15 protein-coding genes and 2 pseudogenes are annotated in these 18,384 nt (G+C 50.3%); 10 read left to right on the top strand and 7 right to left on the bottom strand.

The window, feature by feature from the left end; genetic code table 11:
- Positions 1 to 619: 619 nt before the first annotated feature.
- The 4 genes from G494_RS0113890 to G494_RS0113875 all read left to right on the top strand — a co-directional run bounded on the left by G494_RS0113890 (position 620) and on the right by G494_RS0113875 (position 3,473).
- Positions 620 to 1,474 carry a hypothetical protein gene (locus G494_RS0113890; protein ID WP_028585031.1) on the top strand — a complete coding sequence of 285 codons (855 nt, stop codon included), beginning with the start codon at positions 620 to 622 and terminating at the stop codon, positions 1,472 to 1,474.
- 282 nt (positions 1,475 to 1,756) lie between these two features.
- Complete coding sequence (locus G494_RS26265) at positions 1,757 to 1,921, top strand: YqaE/Pmp3 family membrane protein (protein WP_035246629.1); 165 nt, start codon at positions 1,757 to 1,759, stop codon at positions 1,919 to 1,921.
- 172 nt (positions 1,922 to 2,093) lie between these two features.
- Positions 2,094 to 2,720: a LysE family translocator gene (locus G494_RS0113880; protein WP_028585030.1), complete on the top strand. Its 627-nt coding sequence runs from the start codon at positions 2,094 to 2,096 to the stop codon at positions 2,718 to 2,720.
- Positions 2,721 to 2,783: 63 nt separating this feature from the next.
- Positions 2,784 to 3,473: a hypothetical protein gene (locus G494_RS0113875; protein WP_028585029.1), complete on the top strand. Its 690-nt coding sequence runs from the start codon at positions 2,784 to 2,786 to the stop codon at positions 3,471 to 3,473.
- Positions 3,474 to 3,600: 127 nt separating this feature from the next.
- Here the strand turns inward: G494_RS0113875 and G494_RS0113870 are convergent, their stop codons facing one another.
- From G494_RS0113870 to G494_RS0113840, 7 genes are read right to left on the bottom strand one after another with little or no spacing between them, the layout of a single operon-like run.
- Positions 3,601 to 5,472 carry a SpoIIE family protein phosphatase gene (locus G494_RS0113870; RefSeq protein WP_028585028.1) on the bottom strand — a complete coding sequence of 624 codons (1,872 nt, stop codon included), beginning with the start codon at positions 5,470 to 5,472 and terminating at the stop codon, positions 3,601 to 3,603.
- Positions 5,469 to 5,855 (bottom strand): ATP-binding protein, encoded by a 387-nt coding sequence (locus G494_RS23560; RefSeq protein ID WP_035246625.1) that lies wholly within the window; start codon positions 5,853 to 5,855, stop codon positions 5,469 to 5,471. The genes G494_RS0113870 and G494_RS23560 overlap by 4 nt, the downstream gene beginning before the upstream one ends.
- Complete coding sequence (locus G494_RS0113860) at positions 5,845 to 6,189, bottom strand: STAS domain-containing protein (protein WP_028585027.1); 345 nt, start codon at positions 6,187 to 6,189, stop codon at positions 5,845 to 5,847. Before G494_RS0113860 ends, G494_RS23560 begins: the two co-directional genes overlap by 11 nt.
- A gap of 11 nt (positions 6,190 to 6,200) precedes the next feature.
- Positions 6,201 to 7,706: a GNAT family N-acetyltransferase gene (locus G494_RS0113855; RefSeq protein ID WP_028585026.1), complete on the bottom strand. Its 1,506-nt coding sequence runs from the start codon at positions 7,704 to 7,706 to the stop codon at positions 6,201 to 6,203.
- 3 nt (positions 7,707 to 7,709) lie between these two features.
- Positions 7,710 to 8,975, bottom strand: a complete 1,266-nt coding sequence (locus tag G494_RS0113850) for a phenylacetate--CoA ligase family protein (protein ID WP_035246622.1) — start codon at positions 8,973 to 8,975, stop codon at positions 7,710 to 7,712.
- Positions 8,975 to 11,479 carry an acyl-CoA reductase gene (locus tag G494_RS0113845; RefSeq protein WP_028585024.1) on the bottom strand — a complete coding sequence of 835 codons (2,505 nt, stop codon included), beginning with the start codon at positions 11,477 to 11,479 and terminating at the stop codon, positions 8,975 to 8,977. Before G494_RS0113845 ends, G494_RS0113850 begins: the two co-directional genes overlap by 1 nt.
- On the bottom strand, positions 11,472 to 12,641 hold the full coding sequence (locus G494_RS0113840; protein WP_028585023.1) for a LuxE/PaaK family acyltransferase: 1,170 nt from the start codon (positions 12,639 to 12,641) through the stop codon (positions 11,472 to 11,474). Before G494_RS0113840 ends, G494_RS0113845 begins: the two co-directional genes overlap by 8 nt.
- 398 nt (positions 12,642 to 13,039) lie before the next feature.
- On the opposite strand from G494_RS0113840, the pseudogene G494_RS26260 reads away from it, so the two are divergent.
- The 6 genes and pseudogenes from G494_RS26260 to G494_RS28115 form a co-directional block, all read left to right on the top strand.
- Positions 13,040 to 14,150, top strand: a pseudogene (locus tag G494_RS26260) (IS3 family transposase).
- An 88-nt stretch (positions 14,151 to 14,238) separates the two neighbouring features.
- Positions 14,239 to 15,114, top strand: a complete 876-nt coding sequence (locus G494_RS0113825; protein ID WP_028585020.1) for a radical SAM protein — start codon at positions 14,239 to 14,241, stop codon at positions 15,112 to 15,114.
- A gap of 92 nt (positions 15,115 to 15,206) precedes the next feature.
- Positions 15,207 to 15,506, top strand: coding sequence for a hypothetical protein (locus G494_RS0113820; protein WP_028585019.1), 300 nt, complete (start codon positions 15,207 to 15,209; stop codon positions 15,504 to 15,506).
- 126 nt (positions 15,507 to 15,632) lie between these two features.
- Positions 15,633 to 16,400, top strand: a complete 768-nt coding sequence (locus tag G494_RS23555) for a transposase (RefSeq protein WP_332307529.1) — start codon at positions 15,633 to 15,635, stop codon at positions 16,398 to 16,400.
- A 185-nt stretch (positions 16,401 to 16,585) separates the two neighbouring features.
- Positions 16,586 to 17,839: a lipase family alpha/beta hydrolase gene (locus G494_RS0113810; RefSeq protein ID WP_161629996.1), complete on the top strand. Its 1,254-nt coding sequence runs from the start codon at positions 16,586 to 16,588 to the stop codon at positions 17,837 to 17,839.
- Between the two features lie 343 nt (positions 17,840 to 18,182).
- Positions 18,183 to 18,266, top strand: a pseudogene (locus G494_RS28115) (transposase); the annotation flags it as partial.
- Positions 18,267 to 18,384 lie beyond the last annotated feature (118 nt).

The following is an 18,384-nucleotide window of genomic DNA, read 5'->3' as shown; positions in this document are numbered from 1 at the left end:
GGAGAGATGGACTCAGCCTTCGTGGGCAGGAGGTGGAAGAGGGGAAGTCTATGCGGAGCAATCCTGGATACCCGCCTTCGCGGGCATGACGGTAGGGGCGGGGCCATGAGGACCAAGGAGCTTACGGCTTTATCGGTCTGTGGTGATAAAGAGGGATCGTCCAAGGCCGTTCCCTGCTAGATGAGCTGTTGCTGTGTGGGACCAGCATGTGAGGGACGAGCAGCAATCGCCGTCGTCGCGCCCACCCAGGCAGAAACCCGGATACCGGCAAGATAGCCGCTGCATTGTCATCCTCATCTTTAGAGCAGCAACCCTGGGAGATGCCCCGTAGATCCGGATGAAGAGGGAGTCGTCATTCCCGCGCAGGCGGGAATCCAGTCCTGGAGTGACCATGCAGGGATAGAGTGTTTTTTATTCCCTTGCCAGGGAACAGGAATTTCAATATATTGATTTGGATAACTTTTCTCTTGATTTTAGGTCGTTATCCTGGGATGCATGCGGCGTGTATCCCCTGAAGCCCCTGCCAGCCAACCCCTTTTGGTCACCAGTGGAGATGGCTTGGTAGCGAGAGCTTTTTCCCTAAAATGATTGTTTATCCAAAAACTATACAGCGCAGACAATGAATTCAGGCAGACTCTATCCAGTTATTGTCCTAATTTTCTGCTCATTTTTTATTTCAGGATGCTCCCTGTTTCAATCTTTCAGCCATTCTTTTAAATCAACTGATCATTTTATCACCCACAAGAAAGATTCTCGCATTAAGTATGAAGCCGGAGCAGAAAAACTGGCAGCAGAACTCCTGACAGCACTTCCCCTGGCGGTACAGAAAGTGGAAGAGGGGCAATACGCTCCATTTCCTGAAAACATCACCATATACGCCTGTGAGAGCGGTAAGAGTTTTGAGGAGATGACTGGAAGGAAGGTCTCTGCAATGGCGTATAGGGAAAGCATATTTCTTTCCCCTGAGATTTTGGATCATCCAGGTAATGTTACATCGTATCTTGTCCATGAGTTGTCTCACCTGCACTTCTATCAACACCTTGGAGGTTATGGCTATATAACTATTCCTGCCTGGTTTACTGAAGGTTTGGCGGTCTATGTCAGTGATGGCGGTGGCGCTGAACGTGTCAGGGAAGATGAAGCAAGAGCGTATATACGTTCAGGAAATCATTTCATACCTTATGCCCAAGCTGGGCTAAGAGATTTGATTGTTCCCAAGTATGCCAGCTATTGGAAGATTGATCACCCCTGTAAACACCATATGTTTTACCTTCAATGCATGTTGTTCGTTGCTTTCTTGGAACAGGAAGATCCAGAGTCCTTTAAAAGCTTTGTCCTGTCCCTTGTGGAGGGAACTGCGTTCAAAACGGCTTTTCAGTCATCATTTAAAGTTGATCTTGCAGTAAAATGGGATGATTTTAAACGGAAAAATGATGGGCAGTCGACTGCTCAGGAGCAGTCCCATGATGCGTGAAGTCTGTGGTTGTGGCCATTCTGTTTTCCAAAAGGGTACCTTGAAAAATTAGATTTTTCGATCAAGGTCAAGGCGCGCGATACATTTTACCGTAGGCATATATCTGATATTCCAAGGATAAAGTTTTGAGCGCAACGCCGAAATTGGAAGGAAAAGCTTTTTTTCAAGGTGGCCTTTAGTCGCTTCGCTTAAGGTCAACGCCAATCAGAAAAAAGAATGTTGGATGCAATATAGAGATCGACAGTGTGGTGCTACCGTGAAACTTAAGAACAGGTGTGGGGTATGGAACTCGTAAAGATAGTATGTGCCATCATTTTTCCCCCAGTTGCCGCCTTTCTGCAGGTGGGCTTTGGAAAACATTTCTGGATAAATATTCTCCTGACCATACTCGGTATTGTACCGGGAATGGTTCATGCCGTGTGGATCATTGTAAAGAATAAATCCTGAGCCCTGATCTGGATACCCCTTTCACAAGTGTGATGGGAAATTATCGCAATGAGTTGTTCCGGCATGCTGACAGAGGGCCGTGATCTCCTGCTTTGCCGAGTTCTCGCCTTCCCCAAGCTACCCTTGATAAGGGTTTGCTGCCGCTGCATCCATCTCTGATCCGGGAGACCGTATGATCGATATCTCAAGCTTTCATCTGTTTATCCTGACCTCAATCACCGTGATTCTCATGCCTGGTCCTGCCATGCTCTTTGTTATTTCAAGAGGCTTGACAGGTGGCATCAGGGCGAGCATCTATGCTGCCCTCGGGACCACTGCCGGTGTCTCCTTTCACCTCTTTTGTGCCGCCTTTGGGTTGGCCGTACTGCTGCAAACCTCTGCCCTGGCCTTTACAGCAGTGAAGTTCGCCGGGGCCGCCTACCTGGTCTACCTGGCAATCAAGACCCTGGTCAGCAAGGAGCCGCTTGCCGGCCCGTTGAGCCAGGATGCATCATCAGCTGCCTCCATCTTTTGCCAGGGTATCTTGATCAACATCCTGAATCCCAAGCTCTCGATCTTCTTTTTGGCCTTTTTGCCGCAATTCATCGACCCTCAACCTGGTTCTGTAGCTGCACAGACCCTGATCTTAGGCGCTCTCTTCATGGCCATGACCATTGTTGTTTTTATAGCTTACGCTATCTTCTCCTCCCTGTTGCGCCAGCGGGTCTTGAGCAGCCCCAGGGTGGTAAAGACCCTCCGGTGGTGTTTTTCCTCGGTCTTTCTGGCCCTGGGGATGAAGCTGGCCCTGTCTGAAAGGTAGCCTGGTGTCGAGCTGATGCTCCCGGCCGATGTGGAAGCGCTGTTAACAGGAGAGTTGAAAGGTATGGAAGAAACAGTATTTTTTAAAAGGATATGGCGCTTTAATGCCCTGGTTATCTCCCTTGCCGGGGTGCTCGCCATCCTGGTGCTGCTCTTTGCGGGCTATCACCTGCTCCAGGATCTCTTCAGGAGTCGCCAGGTGGGGAATATCGTCAATCTGGCCGAAGAAGAAGGGGTGGAGGAGGAGTGGACCCTGGGCAAGATCAGGACGGTAGTCGGCAGCGGCCACCTCATGGTTCCCTTGGAATCTGATCAGTCCTATGCGCAGTCCTACTATTCAAAGAGTACAACCTCGTATAGGAATATTCTGTTTATTGATCTGCAGTCCAGTGAAAAGAGCTGGCTGCTCCCGGAGAACAACTGGCTGATACTCAGCAGCCAGGTTGCACCGGAAGATGACTACCGTGAGCAACAGAGAAAGGCCAGGGTCATCATCTACACCATTGTAAAGTCAGATACCAATAGGGATGAGCGTCTGAGCAGCCGGGATAAACTCACCATTGCCCTGAGTGCCCCCTCAGGAAGATCGTATACGGAAATACTGCCAAGCATAGATCGGCTCATAGGATATGCCCTGGCAGGGGCTGATGGTCTGCTGATCCTGTATGAGAAGAATAAGGTCGCTTACTCGGCAAGAGTCTCGCTTCATGATTTTACCCTGTTGACTAACGAAGCCCTGCCAAGGGTCCGGTAATTCTGCAAGGGAGTTTTGCCCGGGCAGCGATGGCAGGGTTCCGTGAGCTGGCCCGGGACAAGTGCGGGGCATACCTGTTTGCTGCCCGCATGGTGACCTAGGGCTGGTAGGAGCCTGTTGCAGGCTTTTAGGAACGGGAAAACCCTTCAAGAGGTGTCGCAGGGGTATCTTGCTGTTGGTGGCAATCATGCCGGACAACCAACATGGTGATATCATCACTTTGTTCACACTCTCCGCAAAAGGCCTTTACGCCTTCCCGGACATGATCGATGGTCATCTTCGGAGATTTTTCAGCACACTGCTTCAGGAGGTGTAACAACCGCTGCTCACCAAACGGTTCATCTTCGGATGAAAAAGATTCGTTTACGCCATCGGTGTATAAAAAAAGTTGCTCTCCGTCCTGCAAGGGGAGGTCGTGATTGTGATAGACCGTTCCCTCAAAGACACCGACGACCGGATCAACAGCGCAGGCCAAGGGGACAACACGCCCCTCGGAGGTGATAACAAAGGGGGGAGGGTGCCCTGCATTGAGATACTGTAATTGGCCGCTGCTGATCTCAAGTATCCCGACAACAAGGCTGATGAACATCGAGGCATCGTTGTTGGCAGAGATGGTATTGTTGAGTTTTTCCACGATCTGCGACGGTGTGGACAAGGTTGAGCTGAACGCTCGAATAGTGCTGATGGCAACGGCCATGAACAGTGCAGCCGGTACTCCCTTGCCGGAAACATCCGCAATGATGAAACAGAGTCGATCTTCATCAAGCTGAAAAAAATCATAAAAATCGCCGCCAACGGCTTTGGCCGGCTCCAGCAGCGTTTCAATAACAATCGAATGGTCTTTGGGGTAGGGGCGAGGCAGCATATTCATCTGGATGGAGCGGGCAATGGCCAACTCGCTGGCAATACGTTCTTCCTTCGCCGTTGCCAGTTTAAGGTCTTCAATATAGTTTTTTATCGCTGTCTGCATACGGTTAACAGCAATTGAGAGCTGATACACCTCATCCCTGCTTTCAGGGACGGTAACTCTTCTCTCAAAATTTCCCTGTGAGATTTCATCGGCCACCGCTGCAACCTCTTTCAAGGGGCTGCTGATGCGTCGACTGACCAGAAACATGGTGATAATCAGCAAGATGGCGCCTGCCATTGCCAGTATCATGGAGATGAGCGTCATCTGGTGCAGTGAACCTAACAGTTCATTATGCGGTATTATGATGGCCAGGGTCCAGCCGGTGCCCTCCAAGGAACCGTAATAGACCCACTCATCCTCCATCTTTATCATCTGCTCCTGCACCAACAGATCGCTTTCATATCGCTGCATCACCATGGAGGAATCAGGATGCACCAGGATCGTACCTTCCCTGGAAAGCAAAAAGGAGTATCCGGAGTCAAGAACCTGAATTGAGGCGATGGTTTCACTGAGTTTTGCCAAAGAGATGCCCACGCTGACCACACCTGCGAATTTCCCCTCCCGGAAAAAGGGATTACTGTAGCTGGCCATCAGTTCGTTACTGCCGCCTTCATCCAAACAGGGCGCGCTCCACAGGGCCTGTTCGCTGGAACGTGCACCGCTATACCATTTTTTTTCACGGCAGTTGTATTGCGGCGAAGCCGGCCCGGTAAGGGCTCTGTTTTCTTCGTTTCGGGAAGCATAGAGGCAGGGAGGGGCGGTGATGGCCAGCTGGGGTTCAAAGGCGACCGCCATGGCGTATATCGAGGGGTTGTCTTGGACTGTCCGGGCTAAGGTGGTGCGCATGGTCTGCTCATCAAACCCGGTGCTTTTAAAGGTGTTTATTGCCCGGGTAACCTCTTCCTCGGCAGAGCTGGTGAGCTCATCGATACGATATCGGCTGTTTTCGACAATAAGCTCCACTTTTTCCCTGGCATCGATCACCAGTTCCTTCTTTATGAAAAAATATTTCACGATCCCTGTCAGGATCAAAATCACAAGCGCCACCGACACCGATGCAAGTGCAAAGCGAATGGAGATACTTTTCATAGGGTCACTTCCAGGATACTGTGTTCATCTTCATAGCTGTATCTGATGGTTTCGGCAGACTGTTTGACCAGGTATATCCCCAGTCCTCCCGGGGTGCAATCCTGGAGCTCTGTGCTCAGATCGGGATCAGAAGCTTGAAGCGGATTAAACAGTGCCCCATTGTCTTGAAACAGGAGCCTGATCTTCTCATTCTTCTCCATACTGATTTGTACGGATATTTCAGGAATCCGCCCTTCGAAATCAGCATGACGGAGCTGATTGGTCACTATCTCTTCGCAGATGAGCAATGCCTTCAAACGTCGATCTTCAGGCAATGCAGATAAGCCTCCCTCAATCTCCAGCAATGCCTGGGACAGCGCCTCGGGATGAACCTTAACCTGCACCGTCCACCCCGGCCAGAGCCGCGTCCCGGTCAACAAACGACTCGATGAAGCGATCAAATCCTGAAATGGTAAAGATTTCATGAACCATTGGATTCATCCCGAAAACTCCAAATGATATCCTCTCGTTCCGGGCAAGCTTTGCTCCGACCAGCAGCACCTGCAGCCCTGAGCTGGAGATATAGCTGACCTCGCCTAAGTCAATAAGACAACGCCATGGTTTCTGTGCCAACAGCTGCGCGAGTGTTTTGCCAAATTCCGGGCCATTAACCGTATCAAGCTTGCCGATGGGGCCAACAATCAGCAGCCCGTCTTGTTCATCGGTGTTGATCTGCATATCTCTCCATCTTAAAGGTTCTGGTTGGGATCAAGTCCCCTGACATACTCTTTAAGTTCCTGCGCAAGTGGGGTATGGGCCACCATCAGTTCGTAATCGAATTGAAGATTGTTCACGTATTGCATCACCAGGGTATGCTGGTGGTGGTAGCAGGGGAAAATACCCCCAAAAAAATAGCCGCTCTGCTCCAGTTCCTCTATCAGGGAAACGGCCCTTGCATCCTCAAGATCGATAAAGAGGTAGATCAGATCCACTCCGGCGATGCAGAGCTTCCTGGTGACGGCGATGAGCTGCTCTCTGGCTTCGGATCCGACCTGACCCAGCACGACTTCGGCGATATTCAAAGCTGGAATGACTGTGTCAGTGAGCTCTGTCCGGGTTTTGTTTCCTGCAGAGGTTTCGGCAGTGCGCCATGAAACCCGTATGCCAATACCACCATAGAGTGCCGCTATCATCTCCTGGTGTTTCTCAGCTGAAAAAAGTTCTGCCTCGCCTCCGGGCTTCAATGGCTTGAAGTTGATGATGGTTGTCTCGCGCTGGGGCAGGGTGTTGTGTATCTTTTTAAACGAGAGTTCCGAACCCGCATAGCCGACAAGGAGTGCAACATCGGAGAATCCGTGTACCTTGCAGATTTTTTGGGTGAAGCCATGGTTGGTGACCGAATGGGAGAACACGCCATGGTAAGCAGAGCGGTTCGCCTGCTCCATGATCGCTTCAATCAGCCGGCTCATAACCCCCTGTCCGCGAAAGAGCGGGTCACAGATGGCCATACCCCATTCGGTGATTTGAGCACCCTCAAAGGGCTGGGCCAGCGAGATATGGCCGACAACCTGGCCGCTATCCGACAGCGCGACGGCACTGATCAGTTCGCCGCTGGCAATCTTTTTTTCCAGCCGTTCGGGATAATAGACAACATCATTGACATAGGAGTAGCCGTAGCTTTTATGAAAGAGGCGCGAAATACCAGTGATGTCTTCCGGTTTGGGGTTCCGGATTCCGGAAAAGATTGCATCGGCTGCCGATACAGCCTGGCTGGTCGGCAGCAGCTCTTCGTTGATGCGGGCCTCAGAGGCGTAGAGCACCATTTCGATAGAGCGTCCCTCCTTTCCCAGATTCTTATAGGTGTACCGATCAAGCAGTTTGTGGATGACAAAATCAGTCACTGCACTGATGCGGTCTCCATCTTTTTCAGCAATATGCTCAAGGGAGAGGTCTGAGGCTATCTCTTCTATGCTTTGCGGAACCTGGACAAACGGGTTTCTGGGGAGCCCCTGATCACGAATAACGATCTCCATACCTGCCGCAATCCGGTTGAGATCGATATCTATGGCTTGCTCTTCATCGGCTTCAAAAGAAAAGAGGATAGAGTTTTGGAGGCACTCTTCCACCGCATAACAGATACGGTAGCGCTCCTTCTCGTTGAGCCCCAGCTTGGCAGCAATGAATCGAATATATTCGACAACGCCTTCGATGGAATCGCTATCGTTGCGGATGGTTATCCGGCTGGTTTCGTACACCTGTCAACTTCCCAGGCGACGATCAAGTACCCGCTTTGTCTTTCCGGTGCGGGCATTGCTCTCAAGCTCGTCGGGGCTGCACCATTGCAAGCCAAGGGGATGGATGGTGCCCTTGGCGAGCAGCTCTTTGAGCATACTGCGCTGGTCATAGAGATGATCAACAATGGCGGTGGCCAGTTCTGATGATGCCTGCTCCGGCTGGTGCGGGACAACCTTGATGACAACCCGGTCTTTTTGCTGCTCATGGGTGATGAGCAGTTGAAAGTTGAGGATATGGAGCTCCTGTGCAAAATGGTTAAAGACAGTGAGCAGGTCCTGGACGTAGAGGGTGGCCGGCCCGATGCGCGCTCCTTCTTCGGAACGACCCAGCAGCCTGAATTTTCTGTCTGCTCGCCCCTCAGGTTCGCTCCAGGCAGCGAGATCGCCCACCGGGTATCGGATCAAGGGCATCAGGCGTCGATTCAGGTTGGTCACCAGCAGTTTACCGGGGACGTTTTCTCTGCTGATCACAGCACCGCTTTCCTCTTCGACGATTTCCAAAATCGTGCTCTCGTCAAAGGTGCGATGTTCCCCGTTTTTGCAGGTCGCTGCATCAAAGTAGCCGAGCTCTCCGCCATCAACGGATGCGTACAAGATGGAATGCACCCTTGCCCGAGGGAAACAGCGGGCTATCGCCTCAAGCTGGTCAGGATACATCGGCTCGCCGCCGAAAAGGATGAGATCGATTTCCGGCCTGGCATCACCATGCTTCTGGAGGTAGCTGATGACATGCATGATGGTGGTCGGCACCCCTGCCATGACATTGATATCCAGTTTCTTCATCAAGGCGACACTCTCGGCCACCGCTGTCTGGCCGCTGATGGGGAAGCAGACACCGACATCGGCCTGCTGAATCAGGTCAGTTACATAGAGAAACGAGGCGTAGAGCTCACCTGCATAAAAAAGGTTGGCAATCCGGTCACCTGCCTTGACACCATTGAGACGAAATCCTTTCCCGGATACCGAGGTAAAGTCGTTCCACTCTTTGGCGGTGAAATAGGAGTACTTCGGGTTACCGGCGGTACCGCCGCTTTTAAAGACGATGCCATTTTGGTGAGATGCGGTGAGCAGACCGCCGCCTCCGTTCTCGCTGGCCTGCCAAAATGCTTCCTGGCTGATAACAGGGTAGCGGCTAATATCATCGCAATCTTCGGCCACTCCCTTGTACAGCTCGCTATAAAATTTTGAATGGAGTCGTGCAAAGCGGACCAGTTCCAGTAATCGGCGCATCACAGACTCCTCTTGTCTAGCAGATGGCGTATTTTTCCCGAATGGGCAACGGATTCAAACCGGTCTGCAGGGATCTTTTCGATGATAAGTTGCAGGCCCAACTCGCTCACACTGATATGCAGCTCTTCATAGTGCGTAAGCAAATAGGATGACAAGGCTTCTGCTCCGGGACTGAGGTCGGGCTCGACCCGGATGGTCAGTCGGATTCCAGCTTTATCGTCAAGTACGATCTGCACCAGACCAGTGTAACCAAACCCCTGCTGCAAAAGGGTCGCAAACTGGTCGACTCGTAAAAAAGGTCCGCCCGCCTTAAAGGTATCACTGCTCCGGCCCAGGAGGGTAAATTTAGGATCCATCCTGCCGCAGCCGCAGGGGTTGGGATGCAGGAAGCCGAAATCCCCGACATCATAGCGTAATAGCTGTTGGCCGCTCCGTTGTTTGGAGCTGAAGATAAGCCGGCCGACAGCTCCCGGCTCCACCGGTCGTTCCCCGTCCACAGCAAAGACCTCAAGTGATTGGCTGCCGCCAAGCAGGTGATACTCGTTACTGCGGCATGCAGGACACTGATAGCCCAAGGGGCCGGCATCGTTGCTGCCGTATGCCGCCGCCCTGACCGTCCGGACACCAAACTTCTCTCTCAGAGTGCGTACCTGTTCTTCGCCAAAGTGGTCCCCTCCGAAAAAAAGTTTGCTCAGAGGACGCTCTCTTTGAAAGAGATCAGCATTGGTTTCAAAGAGTTTCATGATCAAGGTCGGCAGTGAAAAAATGGTGTTTATTCGTTTTTCCACAATAAATCGGCCAACCTCTTCAAGGTCCTCCACCACCCCCATGGGGTATTGCGGTATGCCAAGATGTTCAAGAATACTCCAGAAACTGACAAAACCACCATAGAGATGACCGGCGGCAAACATGTTGATAACCCGGTCAGTCTTAGGGTCGAGTCCTGCCGCGTACAGGCCCAGCGCCGCCAAGCGCATTTGGGCATGATAATCTTCATAGGTGAAATAGGAGTAGGTGGTCTTACCCGAAGAGCCGCCGCTCTTGAAGGTCAGGTCGACATATTCGGGGGCAACCTCAAGCTGCTGAAAGGTTGCTTTGTCCATGAGGGGAGTGTCTCCCGGATCAGGCGCAAAGGGCGTTTCAAACTGTTCAAAACTACCGACACCGCTCAGCTGTGTACCCAGCTCCAAGGAGACCCGTTTCATAAACCAAGGCAGGGCGTAGACACCGTCATGGGGCTCGCCGATATAGTTGGCATGCATCTGTCCCGGCGGCTTGATCCGCAGGCAGCCTGCGCCCAGAAAAAGTCGACTGAGTTCATGGACACGCGGCGTCGGAGCGATCAAGGCCACGGTTTGCAGATAGCGCTTCATCGGGTGGAGGGTGGCGACAATATTTTCCGGAAGCAGCGGTTTGATCCAGATGGTCCGATACAGGGGCGATACCGCCAGGCCCGGGCGTTGATCGGCAATAACACACCAGCTGTGATCATTTGCCTGGATGAGGTGGGTCAGCCCCAGTGCCTGTTCGGTCTCTGCCACACTGATAACCGTACTGATCTCTGCCTGCTGACCACTTTCAGGTTTGGTGCGCACCATGGTCTGCGAGACACCGGCCAGCACCTGGGCAAAGTTCTCTGCAAAGCCTTTGAGCGCTGCAAAGCTGTCACACTCTACGAAGACATCCTGAGGGCTTGAACAGGCATTTTGATCGATGAGACAGATATCCTCACAGACCCGGCGCATCGCTTCGCTGTTTTCAGTGTGCTCCCGACTAAAGTAGGCAAAGGATATTTTATGGCCCCATTCCACAAAACGAACGCCTTGGGGCGTCATGGCCCGCACGCCTTTAATCGCCTCCTCACTGCCCCAGGCGGAAACCACGTCACCGCTCCGGATCAGCTGTGCCAGCAGTGAACGTTGTTTGGAGGAGATTTCAGCGATGATGATATAGGGTTTGAGCAGATCCAGGGTGTCGAGCTTTAAAAAGGTCGCAAAAAAAAGCTGCGGTAATTGATGCTGGCTGGCGGATGTCTTCAGGATATTGATATTGCCGCTCAAAAGCCCCTCGACAACACAGAGTATGCCGACGGTAAAAACGTTGGTCGGTGCAATGTGCACCAGAACCCCCATGGGGGCCCAGCTCTCAAAGTGATCTTCCTTAAAGGAGGGACGCGCAAGGTGAAACGGATTACTGGTACCGAGTTCACTGCGCATTTTTTTTTGCAGCTGTGCCTTGGCGAGAAACGAGACGATGCTCTCCAGCATCCCCTCTGCCTTGGAGCGGCTTGTGCCCTGAATCTGAAGCGCACGTTCCAGCAAGGAGTCATACAGTTCGCCCTTCTCCTCTAACTGTTCGTGCATTGTCTGACAAAGCTCCAGGAAGTACTCCAAAGGAAACGGCTGACCCAGGACAGCGTTGACGGAGTCGGCGCTCTTTTCAAGCTTCTCTTCAAGTTGCTCGTCTGTAATCCATTGCCCCTGCCAGAGATGTTTTTCAGCCATCGTATACCCCTTTCTTTTTCAGCAGTTCCGATGCAGAGACTGCACAGCTCTTATTCCGGCTGACACCTGCGCGCCCCAATACTTCAAAGCAGGGTGTCTGTGCCCCACAGGAACACACCGATGGCGGATGCATGACACCGAGGTCGCCCATCATGACACTTACGGCCGGTACTGAAGTGATATAGGGGGTGACAAAGTTCATAAAACCGGGCTTGCCATACCCCTGTACTTCAAGTGTAGTGATATCACGGATGAACAACCGCGACCAGACGGGTATATGCAAACGGTGTTTTGAGCATTCGATATACGGTATGGAATGTTCCACTGATCCGTAGGCATCACGTATCCGCTCAGGTGCAATGCCCAGGGTCTCATGGATCAGGTCATACAGCCGCTTTTTTGGGATCTCCTCATTGGCATATCCTTTCCAGCCCCCGCCAAACATTACCAGTGAATCGGGGTGCAGGCTGAGTCGGATCTTCATCTCCTCCATCTGCCTTAGGGTAAAGTAGGCAAACGAGGGAAATCCGTGGATGCGTACCGGCAGGTCCTGCTCGGCGTACTCCTGCAAGGTTCTGACAGTGCCAAAGCGGTCAAACTCATGTTTGCCTCCGGACTGGCGTAGTGCAAAAAACAACCCATTCGGCCTGGCAAAGGAGGTGAGAAAAATGTTGGTGTTGGTCGTGCCCACCGTGAAGTCGGGAAGCGGTTCATAGGCGAACAACAGGTAGTTGGCTGGTTCTTCCGGGGTGTGAAAGCCGTAGGTGTCGTAGATAAAGCCCACCATCCTTCTCGCACTCCTGATGGACCAGTCGTCAAAAAACATCTGTGACTTTTGGCCTGAGGTACCGGAAGAGGTAAGGTGCTCGGTTATGGTCTCCCGGGCAACAGAAAGGCTCTCATGTCTTTTGAAAAAATTGGCATGAATATAGGGAACCTTGGCCAGGTCGTCGATGGTGTCCAGCTGGGATGCAGTACAGTGTTGCTGTTCAAGTAATGCAGCATAAAATGGGTTATGTACCTTGTGCCAGGCAATGATTTCCTTGAACGCATCAACAAAGAGGCCATTGAGTTCTGCATTGGACGCAAAGGGCGTGGCATATTCGCACAGTTTTTGAAGTTGGGATAATTGGACGGGTTCAGGCGGTTGTATTGGTTGCATATCGTTTGATAACTCTTGGGGTTATGCCTGGAAACAATGCAGAATGCATAAAGACGAAAGGAGAGGAATAAACACCCATCCCTGTCCATTATCTTTCAGCGCCACCGTTCGATCTGTTCGTCTAGCTGGAACTGGATATCTCCCTTCCTTCCTATGGTCATGGGTTCCGAAAGAGATGGTCATCGCCGCTGATCAGGAAAATGACTCCACATCCATTGCATAAATTCTATCGTGAAACAGGAGTACAGAAAAGATAATTTAAACTTTTAGATATGAATGTGTGTACAAGATGCTGAGGTGGTATGGAAAAAGAGGTGGCGCCAATATTCTGGACAAGCCCTTAAGTGGAAAATCTGCTACCTATAGAGGTCTGAAATAGGCCCAGAAAGGAGTAGAAAATGACAAAGCGTACCCGGAAACACTCGGCAGCCTTTAAGGCAAAGGTTGCCTTGGCCGCCATAACCGGTGACAAGACTCTGGCCGAACTTGCTCAACAGTTCGAGGTCCACCCTAATCAGATAACCACCTGGAAGCGGCAACTGAGCGAGGATGCATCAAGCGTTTTTAATAAATCTGTTCCCAAGGATCCTGGTCCAGATATTAAGACCTTGCATGCCAAGATCGGTCAACTGACCCTTGAGAACGATTTTTTAGAAAGCGCGCTCAACAAGGCGGGATTGCTGAGCGCAAAGCGATGATAGACCGTGGCCATGGCCTCCCTGGTTCGCTGCTATCAGTAGAAGCAGCATCTACTACCGGCCGAAACCTGTCTCTGATGCTGACTTGGCAATAATGCACCAGCTGGACAGGCTGCATCTTGAAAAACCGTTCATGGGTGCGCGCATGTTGAGTGACCAGCTTCGCCGGAGTGGCATTTGGGTTGGTCGCCGGCGGGTTGGCACCCTGATGAAAAAAATGGGCATCGAGGCGCTGTACCGAAAGCCTAAAACCAGCAAAAAGCATCCTGGTCACAAGGTCTACCCGTACCTCCTGCGTGGATTGCCTATAAACCGGGCCAACCAGGTTTGGGCACTTGACACGAAGTATATCCCGATGGCGAGAGGCTTTGTCTATCTAACAGCAGTGATCGACTGGGCGAGCCGAAAGGTGTTGTCGGCCAAGCTAGCTATCACCTTGGAGGCGAGCAATGCCGTCGAAGTTCTTCAGGAAGCGTTCAACCGTTACGGCACCCCTGATATCGTTAACACTGACCAAGGGAGTCAATTCACTGCTGATGAGTTCGTCAAGGCGGTACGAGATCGCGGCTGCAAACTCAGCATGGACGGAAAGGGAGCCTGGCGTGATAACGTATTCATTGAGCGCTTATGGAGAACAGTGAAATATGTGGAGATCTACCTGTTCGCCTATGACTCAATCGCCGAGGCCCGCAAATCGATCATGCGCTGTCTTGATTGGTACAACCGCAATAGACCCCATTCAAAATTAGAGAAGAAGACACCCGATGAGGCGTATGCCGTAATGTTGCCGACGGTCGAACAGGCAGCGTAACCAGGCAGGAGATTGCACCTTAGAAGCAGTAAAGCTTGTCCAAACGAACGGAGCCACCTCTCTGCTCACAGGCACCAGAAGATAAAAAATGCGATACGAAGGCCCAATCTATAGACCCCCCAGTGAAGCCGACTCTCTGTTAATCCAGGCGACGGTCGGCTGTCCCAATAACCGCTGCACATTTTGCATGGTGTATAAGGATGGGACCAGATATAAAGTTCGACCGGTTAAGGATATCAAGGAAGACATGGATGAGGCGGCGGGCAGCTATGGTAAGCACGTTCAAACTCTTTTCTTCCCTGCCGGCAATACCATTGCCATGAAGACCGATGACTTAGCTGAAATTTGCCGCTATGGCAAAGCCCTCTTCCCCAATCTTGAGCGAATAACAGTTTACGGCTCTTCCCAATATATTGGCCACAAAGGGCCTGAGGGAATGAAAACACTGGCAGAAGCCGGCCTCTCCCGGATACACGTCGGTCTTGAATCAGGGGATGATGCGATTTTAGAACGCATCAGAAAAGGAACAAACAGCGAAGAACAGATTGCGGCCGGAAGATACGTAATGGATGCCGGGATTGAACTGAGCCTCTATGTAATTCTTGGCATCGGCGGCAAGGAACGGACAGAGCAACATGCGGTGGAAACCGCCAGGGTTCTCAACCGGATTTCTCCTGATTTCATCAGGTTGCGAACCTTTGTCCCCAAAAAAAACACCCCCCTGTTACAAGATGTGATGGATGGCACCTTCATTATGCTCAGTCCCCATGAAGTTTTAGAGGAGACTGCAGCAATCATCAAACGACTGGAAGTGACCTCATATCTGGCCAGTGACCACTATACCAATTATCTCAACATTGAAGGTCCATTGCCTGCTGCCAGGGAACGGATGCTACTGGCCATCGAAGCAGCCCTCCAAAAGCGTGAAAACCAGTTCAGGCCTTTTTTTGTCGGCGAACAATAGCATCGTATTCAAGGCAGTTTGAGAGGTAATAAATAACCGCTAGCCGCCTCTGTACAGTGGCGCTGCGAGAAGGCTGTATGAGAGCAGAACAAATGAAAACCTACCGTACTCAAGACACGGACCAGGAGGAACTTGGAGACAAAAGCGTTAATCAGATTCTGGATTTGGTCAAAGAAGCCAACGCTTCAGTAGAAGACCCGGTGCAGATTGGCATAGGCATATATCGCACCAAACAGGATTTCTTAGAAATTCGTCCAGTAGGAAAGGGCGGCTACCTGTTATGGTCGGACTATATAGCGCTACCCTTTTGGCAACGCCTCCTTAGTGGCAGCAACATAGAACCTGTAGTTCAGGGCATCCTCCAAATTTCAAATCGGGTCGGGCCTACATAACGGGCTGTAATAATAGAAAATAAGCAAATTATAAGGCGCAGAGACTGCCTTGGGTTAATGTTTTTGGTATCAAAATTGGAGCTCTAAGGGAAAACGGAAAAAATGCCACGTGCCTAGCGATATTACATTCCGGGATGTGTATGGCATATAACTCACCGCTGCCACAAAAAGGAATTTTTACTTAAGTTCGCCCGAGACAGGAACTGTTGGTTGGAATTGCTTTACAAGGCAAAACAAAGATATGGTCTTGTGGTCCTGAATTATATGGTTACATCAAACCACATCCACCTGCTGGTTTCAGATGACGGCGATAGGGATACAATACCGAAGTCCATCCAAATAATAGCGGGTCAAACAGGGCAGGAGTTTAACCGGCGAAAGAAACGACAAGGGGCCTTTTGGGAAGACCGCTACCATGCAACGGCCATCCAAAGTGGAACACACCTGTTTAACTGCCTGATATATATTGACCTGAACATGGTTCGCACGGGGATCGTGCTCCATCCGTCAGAATGGGTTTGGAGCGGATATAACGAAATACAAAACCAAAAACAACGCTATGCCATCATCAATTATAAGCGTTTATCTCAACTTCTCGGGCTTGATTCAGTATCTATGCTTAAAGAGGCACATGCAAGGTGGTTGGAGGAAGCACTGAAAACTGACAGGCACGAACGGGACTGCAAATGGTCACAAGCCATTGCCGTTGGCAACGAAGAATATATCGAAGACATAGTAAAAAAACTGGGGGTGAAGGTGGTTTACCGGGAGAAAAATCAAATTCATAAAGGATTTGAACTCCGGGAGGATATGATTCCTTACAATGCTGATTTTGCCCCTCAAAATGCAAGGCTAAGTCAAAATAACAGCCACCTCTGGAATGTTTACCAGTAAATAACAAGCTGTTGCGTCGGCCCGACCTGATATGTATGGGCTCAGGTTTTGGGCTTGATCCTTACAGCTTTGGAAACCTGGACTACCAAGGCGTTCCACAGTAATTAGGCCCGAAAGAACGTTTCGAATTTACAGAAAGAATGTTGCTTTATCTTCCCTCATTAATAAGAGGGAGGGGAGGGAGGATGTTTTCACACCGGTTTCTTAAAGCGATCTCATGGTATGTATGCTTCGGCTTGGCTGTTTCTTCTTCTGGGTGTTCCATGCTCGGGCTACATGAAGAGCTAGTTGAGTTGACAGCTACCTATGGCTTGAATGGAAAAATCTATAATCTTGCACCTGGCAAGATACCAACGGTTGTGGTTTTGTACAGGGTCGAAGCAAGTCAGATGGAGCTTGTTGATTATTCTATTCTGGATCCTGTCGGGCACTATTCTTTCATGGTTTCGGAAGGGGACTACTATATTGCAGCCTATGAGGATAGAAATCATGATTTGAGCCATCAGGATGGTGAGAAGTTTGGGTGCGCCAATCAATCCCGATTAATTTCGGTGACCGCCTCCGGGCCTGGGGTTCAGATCCACGACATCGACCTTAATGAGGCCTCAGGTTATTGTCATGATTTGCCAAGAGAGATCGAAATTGACTCTCTCTCTGACAAGTCATGGATTAAAGTAGGGGTGGTCACCGATTTGGATAATCCGGTTTTCGTTCAAAAAAACGGTTATATGGGATACTGGAAGCCGCTTACTTTTATGCGCGATGTTGGAATTGGAATATACTTTTTGGAACCTTACGATCCATCAAAGATCCCAATACTGTTTGTTCATGGAGCAAACGGTACCCCTATAGGTTTTAGGCATATAGTGGAAAAAATGGACCGGTCTCGCTATCAGGCCTGGTTTTACTATTATCCGTCGGGGCTTAGGATCGATACAATGGCTTATGCCCTGAATGAATTGATAAAGTCATTAGACGAAGACTATAATTTTGAAGAGATAGCCGTCATCGCCCACAGTATGGGCGGACTTGTTTCCCGGGCGTTTATCCGCAAAAACGCTATTGAAGATGGGGAAACCTATATCAGGAAATTGATTTCAATGTCAACACCTTGGGCAGGCGTCAGGACTGCTGAAATGGGTGTTAAAAATGCCCCGGTTGCAGTGCCAAGCTGGCACGATGTGGCTCCAGACAGCGATCTGCTTAGATATATTTATGAAAAGCCATTGCCCGACCAGATCGCATTTTATCTTCTCTTTGGAGTCCGGGGGGATTTCAGCCTCATGATGGGCAATAATGACGGTACGATTGAGCTTGCCAGTGAAATCGACTACCGGGCACAAGAAGATGCCGTGCAGGTATTTCCTTTCAACGAGGATCATGACTCAATTCTTTCCAGTGAACGCGTTATTGGGCGTATTAATAAAATACTTGAGTGATTACCATTGGAACCGAGTAGATACCCGACAGTTCCGGGAATCTTCGGTTTTACAGTATGTAGGACATGTTCCTGATAATTCAGTGAGTTTAACGTTAATAAGAAAATATAGAGAGGTTATATGGCTCTTTGTCATAGTTGCAGAACAGGCGGTGCCGCCTCCTGCCTGATTTTCAGGCCTCTTCAGACAAATCTATGGGTGAAATCCGGCAGGATTCCCAAATCGGGTCGGGCCTACATAATGGTTTGTAATAATAGCAAATAAGCAAATTGCAAGGTGCAGAGACCGCCTTAGGTTAATGTTTTTGGTATCAAAATTGGAACTCTAAGGGAAAACGTAAAAAATGGCACGTGCCAAGCGATATTATATTCCGGGATGTGTATGGCATATAACTCACCGCTGCCACAAAAAGGAATTTTTACTTAAGGGAACCTTGAAAATTACCCTGGACCCCGTTTGCACCATTTTTAAGGGAATTTTTTTTAACAGCTCCGGTTGTTCGGTTGGATGAACCCAACAATTTCATGCCAGCGCATCAATGATTG

Origin of the sequence: Desulfogranum mediterraneum DSM 13871 (genome assembly GCF_000429965.1) — a bacterium.
GTDB classification, from domain to species: Bacteria; Desulfobacterota; Desulfobulbia; order Desulfobulbales; family Desulfobulbaceae; genus Desulfogranum; species Desulfogranum mediterraneum.
The sequence above is the reverse complement of the archived record's forward strand: the minus strand, read 5'-3'. Positions and strand labels throughout refer to the sequence as shown.